Origin of the sequence: Pseudomonas sp. B20 (genome assembly GCF_020515755.1) — a bacterium.
In the GTDB taxonomy this organism is placed as follows: Bacteria; Pseudomonadota; Gammaproteobacteria; order Pseudomonadales; family Pseudomonadaceae; genus Aquipseudomonas; species Aquipseudomonas syringae.
Map to the genome: position 1 here is coordinate 1 of NZ_JAHPJG010000001.1, position 17,014 is coordinate 17,014.

General features: G+C 58.8%; 18 protein-coding genes. 11 read left to right on the top strand and 7 right to left on the bottom strand.

The features are described from left to right. Positions 1 to 218: 218 nt before the first annotated feature. Positions 219 to 1,379 carry a Do family serine endopeptidase AlgW gene (gene algW, locus LIX91_RS00005; protein ID WP_003340656.1) on the bottom strand — a complete coding sequence of 387 codons (1,161 nt, stop codon included), beginning with the start codon at positions 1,377 to 1,379 and terminating at the stop codon, positions 219 to 221. A 111-nt stretch (positions 1,380 to 1,490) separates the two neighbouring features. Between algW and LIX91_RS00010 the strand changes: the two genes are divergently transcribed. From LIX91_RS00010 to cysN, 4 genes are all read left to right on the top strand, one after another. Continuing rightward, positions 1,491 to 2,249: a Nif3-like dinuclear metal center hexameric protein gene (locus LIX91_RS00010; protein ID WP_003364071.1), complete on the top strand. Its 759-nt coding sequence runs from the start codon at positions 1,491 to 1,493 to the stop codon at positions 2,247 to 2,249. A gap of 153 nt (positions 2,250 to 2,402) precedes the next feature. Further along, the gene (gene cysD, locus LIX91_RS00015; RefSeq protein WP_003313577.1) at positions 2,403 to 3,320 is read left to right on the top strand and encodes a sulfate adenylyltransferase subunit CysD; all 918 of its coding nucleotides are present in this window, start codon (positions 2,403 to 2,405) and stop codon (positions 3,318 to 3,320) included. Positions 3,321 to 3,378: 58 nt separating this feature from the next. Further along, a complete protein-coding gene (locus LIX91_RS00020; RefSeq protein ID WP_003340660.1) occupies positions 3,379 to 3,720 on the top strand; it encodes a four helix bundle protein in 342 nt (113 codons plus the stop codon). A gap of 53 nt (positions 3,721 to 3,773) precedes the next feature. Then, positions 3,774 to 5,672, top strand: coding sequence for a sulfate adenylyltransferase subunit CysN (gene cysN / locus LIX91_RS00025; RefSeq protein WP_003418808.1), 1,899 nt, complete (start codon positions 3,774 to 3,776; stop codon positions 5,670 to 5,672). Positions 5,673 to 5,812: 140 nt separating this feature from the next. Here cysN and LIX91_RS00030 read toward each other — a convergent pair whose 3' ends face one another. Further along, positions 5,813 to 6,256 (bottom strand): YhcB family protein, encoded by a 444-nt coding sequence (locus tag LIX91_RS00030; protein WP_003418807.1) that lies wholly within the window; start codon positions 6,254 to 6,256, stop codon positions 5,813 to 5,815. A gap of 145 nt (positions 6,257 to 6,401) precedes the next feature. On the opposite strand from LIX91_RS00030, the gene LIX91_RS00035 reads away from it, so the two are divergent. The 3 genes from LIX91_RS00035 (at position 6,402) to zapE (ending at position 9,577) form a co-directional block, all read left to right on the top strand. After that, positions 6,402 to 7,031: an alpha/beta hydrolase gene (locus tag LIX91_RS00035; RefSeq protein ID WP_046236477.1), complete on the top strand. Its 630-nt coding sequence runs from the start codon at positions 6,402 to 6,404 to the stop codon at positions 7,029 to 7,031. Positions 7,032 to 7,070: 39 nt separating this feature from the next. After that, positions 7,071 to 8,420: a tryptophan--tRNA ligase gene (locus LIX91_RS00040; protein WP_004416192.1), complete on the top strand. Its 1,350-nt coding sequence runs from the start codon at positions 7,071 to 7,073 to the stop codon at positions 8,418 to 8,420. 62 nt (positions 8,421 to 8,482) lie between these two features. Then, a complete protein-coding gene (zapE, locus tag LIX91_RS00045; protein WP_024692202.1) occupies positions 8,483 to 9,577 on the top strand; it encodes a cell division protein ZapE in 1,095 nt (364 codons plus the stop codon). 99 nt (positions 9,578 to 9,676) lie between these two features. On the opposite strand, the gene LIX91_RS00050 is transcribed toward zapE, so the two are convergent. Continuing rightward, positions 9,677 to 10,582 (bottom strand): GlxA family transcriptional regulator, encoded by a 906-nt coding sequence (locus tag LIX91_RS00050; protein WP_226487938.1) that lies wholly within the window; start codon positions 10,580 to 10,582, stop codon positions 9,677 to 9,679. A 494-nt stretch (positions 10,583 to 11,076) separates the two neighbouring features. On the opposite strand from LIX91_RS00050, the gene rplM reads away from it, so the two are divergent. From rplM to LIX91_RS00070, 4 genes are all read left to right on the top strand, one after another. Continuing rightward, positions 11,077 to 11,505: a 50S ribosomal protein L13 gene (rplM, locus tag LIX91_RS00055; protein WP_002555065.1), complete on the top strand. Its 429-nt coding sequence runs from the start codon at positions 11,077 to 11,079 to the stop codon at positions 11,503 to 11,505. Between the two features lie 14 nt (positions 11,506 to 11,519). Then, positions 11,520 to 11,912, top strand: coding sequence for a 30S ribosomal protein S9 (gene rpsI, locus LIX91_RS00060; RefSeq protein ID WP_002555064.1), 393 nt, complete (start codon positions 11,520 to 11,522; stop codon positions 11,910 to 11,912). A 280-nt stretch (positions 11,913 to 12,192) separates the two neighbouring features. Then, positions 12,193 to 12,810 (top strand): glutathione S-transferase N-terminal domain-containing protein, encoded by a 618-nt coding sequence (locus LIX91_RS00065; protein WP_003406040.1) that lies wholly within the window; start codon positions 12,193 to 12,195, stop codon positions 12,808 to 12,810. Positions 12,811 to 12,827: 17 nt separating this feature from the next. Continuing rightward, positions 12,828 to 13,247, top strand: a complete 420-nt coding sequence (locus LIX91_RS00070) for a ClpXP protease specificity-enhancing factor (protein ID WP_003418802.1) — start codon at positions 12,828 to 12,830, stop codon at positions 13,245 to 13,247. A 59-nt stretch (positions 13,248 to 13,306) separates the two neighbouring features. Here the strand turns inward: LIX91_RS00070 and LIX91_RS00075 are convergent, their stop codons facing one another. The 4 genes from LIX91_RS00075 to LIX91_RS00090 all read right to left on the bottom strand — a co-directional run bounded on the left by LIX91_RS00075 (position 13,307) and on the right by LIX91_RS00090 (position 16,831). Continuing rightward, positions 13,307 to 13,885, bottom strand: coding sequence for a BON domain-containing protein (locus LIX91_RS00075; protein ID WP_003313570.1), 579 nt, complete (start codon positions 13,883 to 13,885; stop codon positions 13,307 to 13,309). Beyond that, entirely contained in the window at positions 13,882 to 14,475 is a 594-nt protein-coding gene (locus LIX91_RS00080; RefSeq protein ID WP_003418801.1) for a phosphoheptose isomerase, read from the bottom strand. The genes LIX91_RS00075 and LIX91_RS00080 overlap by 4 nt, the downstream gene beginning before the upstream one ends. Positions 14,476 to 14,645: 170 nt before the next feature. Continuing rightward, positions 14,646 to 15,020: a YraN family protein gene (locus tag LIX91_RS00085; RefSeq protein ID WP_181017086.1), complete on the bottom strand. Its 375-nt coding sequence runs from the start codon at positions 15,018 to 15,020 to the stop codon at positions 14,646 to 14,648. Beyond that, positions 15,017 to 16,831: a penicillin-binding protein activator gene (locus LIX91_RS00090; RefSeq protein WP_003418800.1), complete on the bottom strand. Its 1,815-nt coding sequence runs from the start codon at positions 16,829 to 16,831 to the stop codon at positions 15,017 to 15,019. Before LIX91_RS00090 ends, LIX91_RS00085 begins: the two co-directional genes overlap by 4 nt. Positions 16,832 to 17,014 lie beyond the last annotated feature (183 nt).

Here is a 17,014-nt window from a genome sequence, read left to right on the forward strand (position 1 = left end):
GCTCCCACAAGGTCATCAGTGCCGCAGGGCATTCGCATGGCTCGAAACACAGCCGACCTGTGTGAGTAATCCACATAGCTCGAAAACACCCCGGCCCTGTGTGAGTGTTTCACATCGCCCGAAAACACCTCGCTCTCACGCGCTTCTGGCAGAAGCCCGGACACCTTTTATTCCCGGCGTCACAGATCCGCGCTGTACCGCACTTCCAGGTGCTGGCGTCACTCCGGTGCTGCGACGGGTGTCGGGGCGGGTGGTGGGCGTAGGCCGACTTCGGCGCTCAGGCGCATTTCCTTGCCGTTGCGCATTACGTCGATCGCAATCTTGTCCTTGGGTTTAGTGCGCGCCACCTGGTTCATCGAGCGACGCCCGTCGCCGGCAGGTTCGCCATTGATGCTCAGGATCACGTCACCCAGTTGCAGTCCGGCTTTCTGCGCCGGTCCGTCGCGGAAGATGCCCGCCACGACGATGCCTGGACGATCCTTCAGCCCGAAGGATTCGGCCAGTTCCTGGGTCAGGGGTTGAACTTCGATGCCCAGCCAGCCACGAATGACCTGACCGTGCTCGATGATCGACTTCATGACATCCATGGCCAGCTTGGTCGGAATGGCGAAGCCGATGCCCTGCGAGCCGCCGGACTTGGAAAAGATCGCGGTATTGATACCGATCAGATTGCCGCTGGCGTCTACCAGCGCACCGCCCGAGTTACCCGGGTTGATGGCCGCATCGGTCTGAATGAAGTCTTCGTAGGTGTTGAGGCCCAATTGATTGCGCCCGGTGGCACTGATGATGCCCATGGTCACGGTCTGGCCGACGCCGAACGGGTTGCCGATCGCCAGTGCCACGTCGCCTATGCGGATGCTGTCAGAGCGCGCGATGGTAATCGCCGGCAGGTTTTTCAGGTCGATCTTGAGCACCGCCAGGTCGGTTTCCGGGTCATTGCCGATGACCCGGGCAATGGTTTCGCGGCCGTCTTTGAGCGCGACCACGATCTGGTCCGCGCCGGTGGTGACGTGGTTGTTGGTCAGTATGTAGCCTTCGGGGCTCATCATGACGCCAGAACCCAGGCTCGATTCCATACGCTTCTGCTTGGGCGTGTTATCGCCGAAGAAACGTCGGAACTGCGGGTCTTCGAAAAGCGGGTTGTTGCCCTTGTTGACCATCTTGGTGGTATAGAGGTTGACCACCGCGGGCGCTGCGGCAATGACCGCGTCGGCATAGGAAGACGGACCTTGCATGACATTGGTGGTCTGTGGGGCCTGTTGCAGATTGACATCCAGGCTCGGCAGACCGACCCACTGCGGGTAGCGCTGAATAATCAGCATGGCGATAAGCACGCCAGCCAGCAATGGCCAGCCGAAAAAACGCAGTGCCTTGAACATTTAACAAGTCCTGATGGTTGCGGGCGCAGAAAGTTTTGCCACGGGTGCGCCATAATGGCGGGCATTATACGAGTACAACGCAGCTCTGAACTGCATATTTAGGAGTCTTTTATGGCTGTTGCCCTGAGCACCCTGGTCGAAGAAGCCGACCGCTATCTGAACAGTGCCCGGATTCAGGATTACTGCCCCAATGGCCTGCAGGTCGAAGGGCGGCCGCAAGTCATGCGCATCGTCAGTGGCGTGACGGCCAGTCAGGCCCTGCTGGACGCGGCCGTCGACGCTCAGGCTGATCTGGTTCTGGTCCATCACGGTTATTTCTGGAAGGGCGAAAACCCGTGTGTCGTCGGCATGAAGCAGCGTCGCCTGAAAACCTTGCTCAAGCATGACATCAGCCTGCTGGCCTACCACCTGCCGCTGGATGTGCATCCCGAGGTGGGCAACAACGTGCAACTGGCGCGTCAACTGGACATCACGGTCGAAGGTCCTCTGGACCCCGAAAACCCGCGCGTGGTCGGGCTGATCGGTTCGCTGTCCGAACCCATGACTGCGCGGGATTTCGCTCGTCGCGTGCAGGACGCGCTGGGGCGTGAGCCATTGCTCATCGAAGGCAGTCAGATGATTCGCCGTGTCGGCTGGTGCACGGGTGGCGGTCAGAACTACATCGATCAGGCGGTGCTTGAGGGCGTCGATCTGTTCCTCAGTGGTGAAGCGTCGGAGCAGACGTTTCATAGCGCACGAGAGAACGACATCAGCTTCATCGCCGCCGGCCATCATGCCACCGAGCGCTATGGCGTTCAGGCACTGGGCGACTACCTGGCGCGGCGCTTTGCGCTCGAACATATCTTTATCGACTGTCCGAACCCGATTTGAACGATCAAACAGCAGGGCATATGCATAGATCGTTTCGATCTAGTTGCATCGCTGATTAGCGATATCACGCATGTTAAAGTGCGCGGCTCGAATACGGCCCGCTGGCCGCCCCGGGGTTTCCCGGTCCATAACGAACGCAATCCGTGAGTAGCCATGGTTGACAAACTGACGCATCTGAAACAGCTGGAGGCGGAAAGCATCCACATCATCCGCGAGGTCGCCGCCGAGTTCGATAACCCGGTGATGCTGTACTCGATCGGCAAAGATTCGGCCGTGATGCTGCACCTGGCGCGCAAGGCATTCTTCCCCGGTAAACTGCCATTCCCGGTCATGCACGTCGATACCCGCTGGAAATTCCAGGAGATGTATCGCTTTCGCGACCAGATGGTCGAGGAAATGGGCCTGGACCTGATCACCCACATCAACCCCGATGGCGTGGCACAGGGCATCAACCCGTTCACCCATGGTAGCGCCAAACACACCGACATCATGAAGACCGAGGGCCTGAAGCAGGCGCTCGACAAGCATGGTTTCGACGCCGCCTTTGGCGGCGCCCGACGCGACGAAGAAAAGTCCAGGGCCAAGGAACGCGTCTACTCGTTCCGCGACAGCAAGCACCGCTGGGACCCGAAAAACCAGCGTCCCGAGCTGTGGAACGTCTACAACGGCAACGTCAACAAAGGTGAGTCGATCCGTGTGTTCCCGCTCTCCAACTGGACCGAGCTGGACATCTGGCAGTACATCTACCTTGAAGGCATCCCGATCGTGCCGCTGTATTTCGCCGCCGAGCGCGACGTTATCGAGAAGAACGGCACGCTGATCATGATCGACGACGAGCGCATCCTCGAGCATCTCACCGATGAAGAGAAGTCGCGCATCGTCAAGAAAAAGGTCCGTTTCCGCACCCTCGGCTGCTACCCGCTGACCGGTGCTGTCGAGTCCGAAGCGACCAGCCTGACCGACATCATTCAGGAAATGTTGCTGACGCGAACTTCCGAGCGCCAGGGCCGGGTCATTGACCATGACGGCGCTGGCTCGATGGAAGAAAAGAAACGTCAGGGTTATTTCTAAGGAGCAGCTTTTAGCTTCAAGCGGCAAGCTAGAAGAAAATTAAAAGCAGGGGATCGAAATGGACTTCGAGAGACTCTTGGTATGGCAAAGAGCAAAGGCGCTGGCGGTCATTCTCTACAGGCAAACGGCGTCTTGCCCTGATCTGGCTTTCAGAAGCCAGATCACACGCTCTGGTTTGTCGGTACCAAGCAATATTGCTGAGGGCATGGAGCGATTCACTGCCAAGGACAAGTGTCGCTTTTTGTATATTGCGAAAGCCTCGTGCGGCGAGCTGAGAACTCAGCTCATGATCGGCAGTGAAATCGGTTATATCCCTGAGGCAGTTGCAGCAGCATTGATTACTGAAACCCGCGAGCTCTCGAAAATGCTGTGCGGGCTGATCAACAAAATTTCTGAATAGCTGTACGCCGACAAGCTTGCCGCTTGAAGCTTACAGCTTGGAGCTCAACCGCTATGAGTCACCAATCTGATTTGATCAGCGAGGACATCCTCGCCTATCTGGGCCAGCACGAACGCAAGGAAATGCTGCGCTTTCTTACCTGTGGCAACGTCGATGACGGCAAGAGCACGCTGATCGGGCGTTTGCTGCACGACTCCAAGATGATCTACGAAGATCATCTGGAAGCCATCACCCGTGACTCGAAGAAGTCCGGTACCACGGGTGATGACGTCGATCTGGCGTTGCTGGTGGATGGCCTGCAGGCCGAGCGGGAGCAGGGCATCACCATCGATGTCGCTTATCGCTATTTCTCCACGGCCAAGCGCAAGTTCATCATCGCCGACACTCCGGGCCACGAGCAGTACACCCGCAACATGGCCACCGGTGCGTCGACCTGCGACCTGGCGATCATTCTGGTGGACGCGCGCTATGGCGTGCAGACCCAGACCCGTCGTCACAGCTATATCGCCTCGCTGCTGGGCATCAAGCATATCGTCGTCGCCATCAACAAGATGGACCTCAACGGCTTCGATGAAAGCGTTTTCGAGTCGATCAAGGCCGATTACCTGAAGTTTGCCGAGGGCATCGCGTTCAAGCCGACCACCATGGCTTTTGTGCCGATGTCGGCGCTCAAGGGCGACAACGTGGTGAACAAGAGCGAGCGTTCGCCGTGGTACACCGGCCAGTCGCTGATGGAAATTCTCGAAACGGTCGAAATCGCCAGCGACCGCAACTACGCGGACCTGCGTTTCCCGGTGCAGTACGTCAACCGCCCGAACCTGAACTTCCGTGGCTTCGCCGGTACGCTGGCCAGCGGCATCGTGCACAAGGGCGACGAGATCGTCGTGCTGCCGTCGGGCAAGAGCAGCCGTGTGAAGTCCATCGTCACCTTTGAAGGCGAGCTGGAGCAGGCGGGGCCGGGTCAGGCGGTGACACTGACCATGGAAGACGAGATCGACATTTCCCGTGGTGACCTGCTGGTACATGCCGACAACGTTCCGCAGGTCAGCGATGCGTTCGATGCCATGCTGGTGTGGATGGCCGAAGAGCCGATGTTGCCGGGCAAGAAGTACGACATCAAGCGCGCCACCAGCTATGTGCCAGGCTCGATTGCCAGCATCACCCATCGGGTCGATGTGAACACACTGGAGGAAGGCCCTGCCAGCTCGTTGCAGTTGAACGAGATCGGCCGCGTCAAGGTCAGCCTCGATGCGCCCATTGCGCTGGACGGCTACAGCAGCAACCGCACCACGGGTTCGTTCATCGTCATCGATCGTTTGACCAATGGCACCGTTGCGGCGGGCATGATCATCGCCAAGCCGGTTTCAGGTGGCGGCTCGCAGCACCATGGCGAACTGGCTCACGTCTCCACCGAAGAGCGCGCGCAGCGCTTCGGTCAGCAACCGGCCACCGTGTTGTTCAGCGGCCTGTCCGGCGCGGGCAAAAGCACGCTGGCCTATGCGGTCGAGCGCAAGCTGTTCGACATGGGCCGTGCGGTCTATGTGCTGGACGGTCAGAACCTGCGTCATGACCTGAACAAGGGCTTGCCACAGGATCGTGCAGGTCGTACCGAGAACTGGAGCCGTGCTGCTCATGTGGCGCGTCAGTTCAACGAAGCCGGCCTGCTGACCCTGGCCGCATTCGTTGCGCCGGATGCCGAAGGGCGTGAGCGCGCCAAGGCGCTGATCGGCAAGGATCGCCTGCTCACCGTCTATGTACAGGCGTCGCCAACGGTCTGCCGCGAGCGTGATCCACAGGGTCTGTATGCCGCCGACGGCGACAACATTCCTGGCGAGTCCTTCCCGTATGACGTGCCGCTGAATGCCGATCTGGTGATCGACACGCAGACACTCAACGTGGAAGAAAGCGTCAGGCAGGTGCTGGATCTGCTGCGCAGCCGCGGCGCGATCTGATACGCATGCAGGCGTGAATGACCAATGGTTTCCAGCGCCTGCACTAGCCTCTTCGCTTAGCTTGCTCGCGAAGGGGTAGGCCACAAAAAAGCCCGCCGCAGACAATCTCTGCGGCGGGCTTTTTGTGTGGCTGCGAAAGCTTACTTCTTCAAGCCGTAATGCTCGTCCAGCATGCCCGGGGTATTGGGCGACTTGGGGGCGTAATCCTTGGGTGTTTCAGTGTCGCGTGGCGGGGTCAGGCGGTCGCGATGATCGCGGTGCGCATGATTGGCCTCAGGGTGCAGGGCGGCCAGCAGGCGTTGGCGGGTCAGCTCGTCGAGAGCCAGACGGTTGGCGCCCTCGGCAAGGTGTTCCTGAACGTCCTGATAGCTCTGTGAAAGCTTTTGGACCAGATTGGCCGTGCTGTTGAAGTGCGTGACTACCTCGTTCTGATAGGCGTCGAAACGCTCCTGAATGTCATCCAGCTGGCGCTGGGTGCTGTTCGGAACGGTGTTGGGCAGCAGGCGTGCCACCAGAAAACCAATGACGACACCGGCCACCAGGGCGAGCGTCGGCAACAACCAGACTAAGAGCGAGTGTTCCACGAGTCCTTCCTCTATAAACGGCTTTGCTTTACGTTAACGGCTCGAACCTGCGCTGTATACCCGCGACGTATCGTTGATATGCATGCCGCAGACAATCAGCTAGACGAGTCGACCCATTTCGAGGTCACGGAGTTCTGTTTTGCTCATGCGTGAAACCCCATTATTTATCGATGGCCCTGAAGGCCAGCTCGAAGCGCTGTATCAGGACGTCCCCGACGCCCGAGGTGTTGCACTGATCTGCCATCCTAACCCGATACAGGGCGGAACGATGCTCAATAAAGTCGTCTCGACGTTGCAGCGTACCGCACGCGATCAGGGTTTGATCACGTTGCGCTTCAATTATCGCGGCGTCGGTGCCAGTGCCGGTACCTCGGTTGCCGGGCCGGGCGAGATCGATGATGCCCAGGCTGCCGCCCAATGGCTGCGGGCGCAACATCCTGATCTGCCGATGACCCTGTTCGGATTTTCCTTTGGCGGCTACGTTGCTGCAAACCTGGGTGGCAGGCTTGAAGCGCAGGGTGAAAAGCTCACGCACGTGTTTCTGATTGCGGCTGCGGCCTCGCGCCTCGAGGACCAGAGCGTACTGCCCAAGGCTTGCCCGCTGACGATCATTCAGCCCGAGAACGACGAAGTGATCGATCCCGAGACGGTCTATGCATGGTCCGCTGCGTTGCAACGTCCCCATGAGCTGCTGAAAGTGGCAGAATGCGGACACTTTTTTCACGGCAAGCTGACTGATCTGAAAGATCTGCTCCTGCCGCGACTTTCCAGCTGATTGCAGCCCGTATTGCATCCTATTGATAAGCGACCTGCCATGACCACTCGTATCCTGACCGGTATCACGACCACCGGCACTCCCCATCTGGGCAACTACGCGGGCGCCATTCGCCCGGCCATTGTCGCCAGCCGTCAGAGCGATTTCGACTCGTTCTATTTTCTGGCCGACTACCACGCGTTGATCAAATGCGATGACCCGCTGCGCATTCAGCGCTCGCGTCTGGAAATCGCCGCGACCTGGCTGGCAGCGGGGCTGGACGTTGATCGTGTGACCTTTTATCGCCAGTCGGACATTCCTGAAATCCCGGAACTGACCTGGTTGCTCACCTGCGTCGCGGCCAAGGGGCTGCTCAATCGCGCCCACGCCTACAAGGCGTCGGTGGACAAGAACGTGGAAGGTGGCGAAGACCCGGATGCAGGCATCACCATGGGGCTGTACAGCTACCCGGTGCTGATGGCTGCCGACATCCTGATGTTCAATGCGCATCAGGTTCCGGTAGGGCGTGATCAGATTCAGCACGTTGAAATGGCCCGCGACATCGGCCAGCGTTTCAATCACCTGTTCGGCAATGGCAAGGAATTCTTCGTCATGCCCGAGGCGCTGATCGAAGAGAGCGTGGCTACGCTGCCAGGTCTGGACGGTCGCAAGATGTCCAAGAGCTACGACAACACCATCCCGTTGTTCAGCGGTGCCAAGGACATGAAAAGCGCGATATCGCGCATCGTCACCGACTCGCGTGCGCCGGGCGAAGCGAAAGATCCGGACACCTCGCACCTGTTTACCCTGTACCAGGCTTTCTCGACGGCCGAGCAGTGCGCCGAATTCCGCGCTGACCTGTTGCAGGGCCTGGGTTGGGGTGAAGCCAAGAATCGTCTGTTCACGTTGCTGGATGCACAGCTGAGCGAGCCCCGTGAAAAGTATCTGGGGCTGATCGAGCGTCCTGCCGATCTCGAAGACATCCTGCTCGCTGGTGCGCAGAAAGCCCGACGTGTCGCCACCCCGTTCCTCGAGGAACTGCGCGAGGCGGTAGGCCTGCGGTCGTTCCGTACCGTGGTGCAGAACGCCGACACCGGCAAGAAAAAGGCCAGCAAGGGCGCTCGTTTCGTCAGCTTCCGTGAAGACGACGGCAGCTTCCGTTTCCGTCTGCTGGCAGCCGATGGCGAGCAGTTGCTGTTGTCGCGCAATTTTGCCGATGGCAAGGCGGCAGGCGTGGTCAGCAAGCAGTTGCAGCAGGGCGGCGAACTGGACCTGCGCAGCGAAGACGATCGCTTCACGCTGTGGCTGGACGGCGCCTGTGTGGCGGACAGTCCGGTATTCGCCGACGCTGCCGCGCGCGACAGTGCCATCGAAACACTCAAGCTGGCGCTCGCTCCTCAACAGGACTGATTGCCAATCCCCAGGGTCGTCGCTACAGTGACGACCCGTTTTTGTTGCCTTGCTAACGAATTATGACGCCCCTAGAACGATATCAAGCTGATCTGAAACGCCCGGACTTCTTTCACGATGCCGCGCAGGAAAACGCTGTGCGTCATCTGCAGCGCCTGTACGACGATCTGATCGCCGCTCACGACAGCAAGCCCGGCCTGTTCGGCAAACTGTTCGGCAAGAAAGAGCAGACGCTGGTCAAGGGGCTGTACTTCTGGGGTGGCGTAGGCCGCGGCAAGACGTATCTGGTCGATACGTTCTTTGACGCGCTGCCGTTCAAGGACAAGGTCCGTACGCACTTCCACCGCTTCATGAAGCGCGTGCACGAAGAGATGAAGACCCTCAAGGGCGAGAAAAACCCGCTGACGATCATCGCCAGGCGGTTTTCCGACGAGGCGCGGGTCATCTGTTTCGACGAGTTTTTCGTCTCCGATATCACCGATGCCATGATCCTCGGCACGCTGATGGAAGAGCTGTTCAAGAATGGCGTGACGCTGGTGGCCACTTCCAACATCGTTCCGGACGGCCTGTACAAGGACGGCCTGCAGCGGGCGCGTTTCCTGCCGGCCATCGCGCTGATCAAGCAGAACACCGACATCGTCAACGTCGACAGTGGCGTCGATTACCGTCTGCGTCACCTGGAGCAGGCTGAACTGTTCCATTTCCCGCTTAACGAAGTTGCACAGGAGAGCCTGCGTAAAAGCTTCAAGGCGCTGACTCCGGATTGCGCAGAAACCATCGAAAACGATGTGTTGATGATCGAAAACCGCGAGATCCGTGCGCTGCGTACCTGTGACGATGTGGCGTGGTTCGACTTCCGTGAGTTGTGCGACGGCCCGCGCAGTCAGAACGACTACATCGAGCTGGGCAAGATCTTCCATGCCGTGCTGATCAGCGGCGTCGAGCAGATGGACGTCGCCACTGACGACATCGCCCGACGCTTTATCAACATGGTCGACGAGTTCTACGATCGCAACGTCAAGCTGATCATCTCGGCCGAGGTCGAATTGAAGGACCTGTACACCGGCGGCCGGTTGATGTTCGAGTTCCAGCGCACCCTCAGCCGTCTGCTGGAAATGCAATCCCACGAGTTCCTCTCGCGGGCGCACAGGGCCTAGTCGCAGCGGCAAGTTTCAAGCTGCAAGCCGCAAGCTAAAAGCCCAGGCTCTTGCAGCTTGCAGCTTGCAGCTTGCAGCTTGCAGCTTATAGCTTATAGCTTATAGCTTCTCCCACTGACCCTCGAACTGTTGCCGATACTGATTGGGTGACAGCTCGGTGTGCTGGCGGAACAGTCGGGCAAAGAAGCTGGCGTCGTCGTAGCCCACTTCATAGCTGATGGTCTTGATGCTCTTGCGCGTCCCCGAGAGCAATCCCTTCGCCGTTTCGATCCGCAGCCGTTGCAGGTAATGCAGCGGTTTGTCGCCCGTGGCGGTCTGAAAGCGGCGCATGAAATTGCGAATGCTCATGCCGTGCTCGCGGGCCACGTCTTCAAAGCGGAACTTGTCGGCAAAGTGCTCTTCCAGCCAGTGCTGAATCTGCAGAATGACCACGTCCTGATGAAGCTTCTGACCGCCAAAACCGATTCGCCCCGGCGAGTAGGTGCGACGCACTTCATAGAGGATGTCGCGGGCGACGGCCTGGGCTACATTGGCGCCGCAGAAGCGCTCGATCAGATAAATGTACAGATCGCAGGCCGAGGTCGTGCCGCCCGCGCAATACACGTTGTCGGCGTCGGTCAGGTGCTTTTCCTGATTGAGCAGGACCTTGGGATAGCGCTCGGCGAATGCGCTGAAAAAGCGCCAGTAGGTCGTCGCTTCCTTGCCGTCCAGCAAGCCGGCTTCGGCAAGCCAGTAGACGCCGGTCGCTTCGGCGCAGAGTACCGCGCCATTGGCGTGCTGCTCGCGCAACCACGGCAGGATCTGTGGGTAACGCTGGCAGAGGGTTTCAAAATCGTCCCAGAAGGCCGGGATGACGATGATGTCGCTCTGGCACAGCGCGCCGTCGACCGGCAGGGTGACGTCGCTGAAGCTGCTGACCGAAAGCCCGTCCGGGCTGACCAGGCGCGTTTCGAAGGCGGGTACCAGGCCATGGCCCAGTTGCTTGCTGTAGCGCAGGCTCGCCAGATGGAAGAAATCCTTGGCCTGCATGACAGTGGAGGCAAACATCTTGTCCGTGGTCAGGATGCTTACGCGGCGCAGAAGAGTGGCGTGTCGGATCGGCATAATCGTTATTCTTATATGGGTAAATGGTCATGCTACGGCTGGATCGTCTTATTTTTTGCCAAAACTGTCCAGCCTCGTTACGTGTGTGCCCTTGGCAGGGCACCCATGATGGCTTTGTGCTAAGGGGGTCAATATCCGCCAATCCACGCCTCGCAGGCAATAAACAGAATGTGAACAAAAAATCCGGTTGAGGTTATTTTTACAGTCTGTATAATCCGCCAGCTCTTTGCAGTGGAAGTGATGCGCCGTCTGCCGAAGAATCTTGCCGTATAACGGACGCGCTGACCCGAGCCCCCGATAGCGTCTGTTTCCGGCTGCCTTTGACTTGTCAAAGTACGCACTATTCAGTAAGATCCGCCGTCTAATTTTCAGGGCGGCCCCTGAGGCTATAAAGAATGAAAACTTTTACTGCTAAACCGGAAACAGTTAAGCGCGACTGGTTCGTCGTCGACGCTGCTGGTCAGACCCTGGGTCGTCTGGCCACCGAAATCGCGAGCCGTCTGCGTGGCAAGCACAAACCGGAATACACTCCGCACGTTGATACCGGCGACTACATCGTCGTGATCAATGCCGAGCAGATCCGCGTTACTGGTGCCAAGACCACCGACAAGATCTACTACTCACACTCCGGTTTTCCGGGCGGGATCAAGTCGATCAACTTCGAAAAGCTGATCGCCAAAGCTCCTGAGCGCGTGATCGAGACCGCGGTCAAAGGCATGCTGCCTAAGAACCCGCTGGGTCGCGACATGTATCGTAAGCTGAAAGTCTATGCGGGCGCTGTACACCCTCATACTGCTCAGCAGCCCCAAGAACTGAAGTTTTAACGGAATAGTTCATTATGTCGGCGACTCAAAATTACGGCACTGGCCGTCGCAAGACCGCAACCGCTCGCGTTTTCCTGCGTCCGGGTACTGGTAACATCTCGATCAACAACCGCTCCCTGGACAATTTCTTCGGCCGCGAAACTGCCCGCATGGTAGTTCGTCAGCCGCTGGAACTGACCGAGACAGTTGAAAAGTTCGACATCTACGTCACCGTTATCGGTGGTGGTGTGAGTGGTCAGGCTGGCGCAATCCGCCACGGTATCACTCGCGCTCTGATGCAGTACGACGAGACACTGCGTGGCGCTCTGCGTAAAGCAGGCTTCGTGACTCGCGATGCTCGTGAAGTTGAACGTAAGAAAGTCGGTCTGCGTAAAGCGCGTAAGCGTCCGCAGTACTCGAAGCGTTAATACGCTCTTCGTTCGAAAAAGAACGTCCATCCCCTCGCGGGGCTGGGCGTTTTTTTATGGGCGTGCTTTTTACGGTCAGGATTTTTTCGCGGTGCTCGTTTTACGTCGATATTGTGAAATTTATCCGCCTGTCGACGAAGATTACGGAATTTACATCGCGTAAATGAGCTATCTTGTGGCCCGCGACGAACACCTGTCCTGTTGCGTTCATTATCGGATGCGCCCTTGAAGCGCGTTCGTTCGTCTGTCCGATAAATTTTAACAAGCGAGGAGGATCGCCATGGGCGTGACCAACCGGTTGGCCTGCTATTCCGACCCCGCCGACCACTATTCTCATCGCGTACGCATTGTGCTCGCCGAGAAGGGTGTCAGCGCCGAAATCATTGAAGTGGTGGCAGGTCGTCATCCGCCGCAGCTGATTGAAGTCAATCCATACGGCAGCGTGCCGACCCTCGTCGATCGTGACCTGGCGTTGTACGAGTCGACCGTGGTGATGGAGTATCTGGATGAGCGCTATCCACATCCGCCTCTGCTGCCCGTCTATCCGGTTGCCCGTGCCAATAGCCGTTTGCTGATCCATCGTATTCAGAGAGACTGGTGCGGCCTTGTCGACCTGATCCTGGATACGCGCAGCAAAGAGCCCGCTCGTGTTCAGGCGCGCAAGGAGCTTCGCGAGAGTCTGGCCGGGGTTTCCCCATTGTTCGCGGAAAAAGCTTTTTTCATGAGCGACGAGCTAAGTCTTGTTGACTGCTGTCTACTCCCCATACTCTGGCGTTTGCCAATTTTGGGTATTGAATTGCCACGGCCTGCCAAGCCGTTGCTTGATTACATGGAGCGCCAATTTGCGCGTGAGGCTTTTCAGACGAGTCTGTCTGCTGCCGAACGTGAAATGCGCTAAGGCTTAAGGAGCCGTTAATGAACTCCAGTCGCCCTTATCTTGTTCGTGCTCTTTACGAGTGGATCGTCGATAACGATTGCACCCCGCATGTGCTGGTCAATGCGGATTACCCGGCTGTGCAGGTCCCGCAGGGGTTTGCCAATGACGGGCAGATTGTCCTGAATGTTTCGCCGAGTGCCGTGCGTCATCTGCATATGGATAACGAAGCGGTGAGCTTTGAAGGCCGCTTCGGCGGTGTGCCGCATACGCTTTATGTACCTGTCGCTGCCATCCTGGGTATTTATGCCCGCGAGAACGGTCAGGGCATGGTTTTCGATCTGGAGCCTTCCATGGAAGAGGGTGAAGAAATCGAGATCGAGATCGAAGACGATACGCCTCCGCCAGACAGCGAACCGCCGCGTCCGAGTGGCAGGCCGAGTCTGAAGGTCGTGAAGTAAAAACGGGCAATAAAAAAGGCGATCTTCGGATCGCCTTTTTCATGCCTGCCGGTTACCCGTCAGTCGATGTACTCGAAGAGTTTGACGATCTTCTGTACGCCGGAGACGCCCTGCACCAGGTTGGTGGCGCGATTGGCTTCGTCCTGGGTCACCAGGCCCAGCAGGAATACGATGCCGTTCTCGGTCACCACCTTGATGCGTGAGCCGGGGATGGATGCGTCAGCGATCATCTGGCTTTTGACCTTGGTGGTCAGCCAGGCGTCGTTGTTGCGCGCCAGCAGTGAGGAGGGTGCCATCACCTGCAGTTCGTTGTTGACCTTCTTGACGCGCTGAACGGCGCTGGCGGCCTGTTCGGCCATAGCCTTGAGGTCGGCACGCGGCGTCTGGCCAGCCAGCAGCACGATGCCGTTGAAGCTGGTCACGACGATGTGCGAGCCCTCTGCGAGGTCAGGGCTGGCCTTGGAGATGTTGACGGCTGCCTTGGTCTCGATCAGCGAGTCATCGATCTTGCTGCCGAAGGTGCGCGTGCCGCGATCATCTTCGATCGGTTTTTCGCGAGTGGCCGTGATCACCGAACTGCATCCGGTGATGCTGAGGCACAGTGTCAGAACCAGTAGGCTGAGACGATTAGGGGTCATTCTTCACTCCCGAACAGTTGGCTGTCGATCAAATCGCAAAGGCAATGGATCGCCAGCAGATGGACTTCTTGTATGCGTGCCGTGACATTGGCGGGTACGCGGATCTCCACATCCTCGGGCAATAGCAGTGAGGCCATGCCGCCACCGTCGCGTCCCGTCAATGCTACGACAATCATTTCGCGATCATGTGCGGCCTGGATGGCCTGAATAATATTCGCCGAGTTGCCGCTGGTAGAAATAGCCAGCAATACATCGCCTGGCTGACCCAGCGCGCGGATCTGTTTGGAGAAGATTTCGTTGTAGCTGTAATCGTTGGCGATCGAGGTGATCGTCGAGCTGTCGGTGGTCAGTGCAATTGCCGGCAGGCTCGGCCGCTCACGTTCGAAGCGGTTGAGCAGTTCCGAGGAAAAGTGCTGTGCATCGCCAGCTGAACCGCCGTTGCCGCACGCGAGCATCTTGCCCTCGTTGAGCAGGGCATTGACCATGACCTGACTGGCTTGCTCGATAAAGGGTGCAAGGACTTCCATCGCCTGTTGCTTGGTTTCGATGCTGGCCTGGAACAGCCGGCGAATTCGGGATTGCATGTCCATCAATGTGACCTTAATTAGAGCGTACGGCGGCGGGACGGATGCGCCGGGTTCTCCCGGGAGCTATCCGGCACACAAGGTGTGCAGCCGGCAAAACAAATAGCGAAATCGGTGAGGGCTGTAGTGTATTGCAGGTCGTGACTCAAGTCGGATTGCTGCTTCACTGCGCCAGGTCAGCTGTCAAAAGCGCTCTTGATCCAGTTCAGTGGTGCAGCCTTGCCGGGCTCGCCTTCAATGGCGACCACGTCGAAACGGCAGGGGTAATTGGCCCAGGCCGTTGCGTGCTGCAGAAAAAGCTGTGCGGCCGTGACGAGTTTCTCCTGCTTGCGAAAATCGACGCTTTCCATGGCGCCGCCCCAGCCTGAATGGCGACGGTAGCGAACTTCGACGAATACTACTGTATCGCCGTCAAGCATGACTAGATCAAGCTCGCCGCGTTTGCATAACCAGTTTTGTTCAATCAGGCGCAGCCCCTGTTGTTGCAAAAACTGCAGGGCGAAGGCTTCGGCCTCGCGCCCTGCTTGCTGGCGGGTGCTGCGTTGCATCAAGGAGCGGTGTCCGGCAGGCGCTGGATCTTGCCGTCGACGAACTCGGCCCATGGCAGCTGGCGTTCGACGCGACGGCCAGGGTTCAGGCTGAGGCTGCCGGACAGCCCGTCAATGCGGCTGTCAGGCATCGCCTTGAGCTGGGCAAGGCGCGGTGCCAGGCGGTAGGCGTCGATACCCATCGCATACAGACGACCCAGGCTGCCTGCGGCCTGTGGCCATTGCGCGGTGACCTGCTGTCGCAGCGGGTCTTCGGCGTTCAGCAGCCATGGCGTTTCGCAGAAGCGCACGCCATTCAGGTCCATGTATTGCGCGTGATCGTTGCTGTTGGTGAACAGGTGCGAAGTGGCGTAGACCGGAACGTCACCTGCGTACTGGAAGACCATGGTGGGTTTGATCTGCTGCGCTTGCTGCGGGGTCGCGGCGAGGAACATGAAGTCGATGTCCTGGCGACGGCTTGGCTGAGCGGCGACCTGAGTGCCGGCCGTGCTTTGCAGGCGCTGCGCGCGGCCTTCGCTGTTGCGCAGCTGGAACAGATCGGCGACCTGCTGTGCCAGTTCTACAGGCTGATCAACGTGCTCTGCAGCGATCAGTGTGCCGCCCTTGGCCTGCCAGCTCTTGCGGAAGGCGTCCAGCACACGGTCGCCCCATTCACCTTTCGGAACCATCGCCACGGCGCTGCGCTTGCCGTCTGCCCAGGCGCGACGTGCAACCTCGCGGGCTTCGTCTTCTGCGGCCAGGCCGAACTGATACAGCTGGGCAGGGCCTTCATTGCTGGTGTCGCTGTAGTTCAGCGCCAGGGTAGTGATAGGCAGCTGCTGACGGCTGTTCAGCTGTTTGACGAGGTTCTTTTCCAGCGGACCGACGACCAGTTGCACGCCAGCGGCCTGAGCCTGACGGTAGAACTCGTCCATCGAGGTGATTCGCGAGCTGTCGAAGACCTGGATGGCCGGAGGATTCTCGCCTGCTTGCTGAGCCTGGAAGTGCGCGGCCATGAAGCCTTCGCGCAATGCCTTGGCAACTGCGGCCAACTGACCGTCCTGCGGCAGCAGCAGGGCGATTTTGGTGATCGGCTCGCTGGTCAGTGCACGCAACTGCGCGAGGGCGGTTGGCAGTTGCAGTGCAGCAGGGTGTTTAGGGTTCTGCGCTTTCCAGCTGTCGATGGCAGCCTGTTGTTGCTCAAGCGTGCCTGCGCCCTTGATCGAACGAGCCAGATTCAGCCAGCCGCCCATATCGTCGGTGGCTGTGCTCTGCAGTTGTTCGGCAGGCAGGGCGGAGACCAGTGTCCAGATCGCGTCATTGTTGGCGCTGGCGTCTGCGCCTTGCAGCAGCGGGCCGGCGTAAACACGTTCATTGGCGGCTGCGAGCGCCTGACCATCGGCTTCCAGGGCGCGTGCCTTGACCATGTGCGTACGAATCTGCTGCTCGACCGACAGCTCGCCCAGGCGCTGCATGCTTGGGTGGTTCAGGGCGGTCAGCGCTGCCTTGGGCTGATTACGGCCCATCGCCAGCTCGGCGGACAGTGTGCTGGCGAAAACCTGCAAGCCGGGCTTGAGTTGATCGATTTGCACTTGTCCGAGGATTTGCGCGGCGCGTCCTGCATCATTCTGGCGGCTGGCCAGATCGGCAGCACTCAAGCGCAGCGTTGCGGCTTGCTCGGGTGTTTTGGCGCTGGCGGCCTGCTCGAGCAATTGCTCGATGCTGGCATCAGGGGTTCGAGGCAGCTCGCCAAGACTGGACGAGGGCGAGCTGGCACAGGCTGCGAGGAGGGCAGCGAGGCAGAGGGCAGAGAGCAGCCGCAGACAAGCGATCATTGGTATGTTCCTGAAACTCGAGCGAATTAACGGGGGATTGTACCCAAGCGCTGGCCGGGGTGCGATGTCGATGGTATTTAAAGCCGTGATATCAGTCGCGTTAAGGTCATCTGGCGGCCAAATCGTTCAATTGGCGAGGTGCGCCGCGTTTCTGGCTCGGGTCTGAACATGTTTTCATTCCTT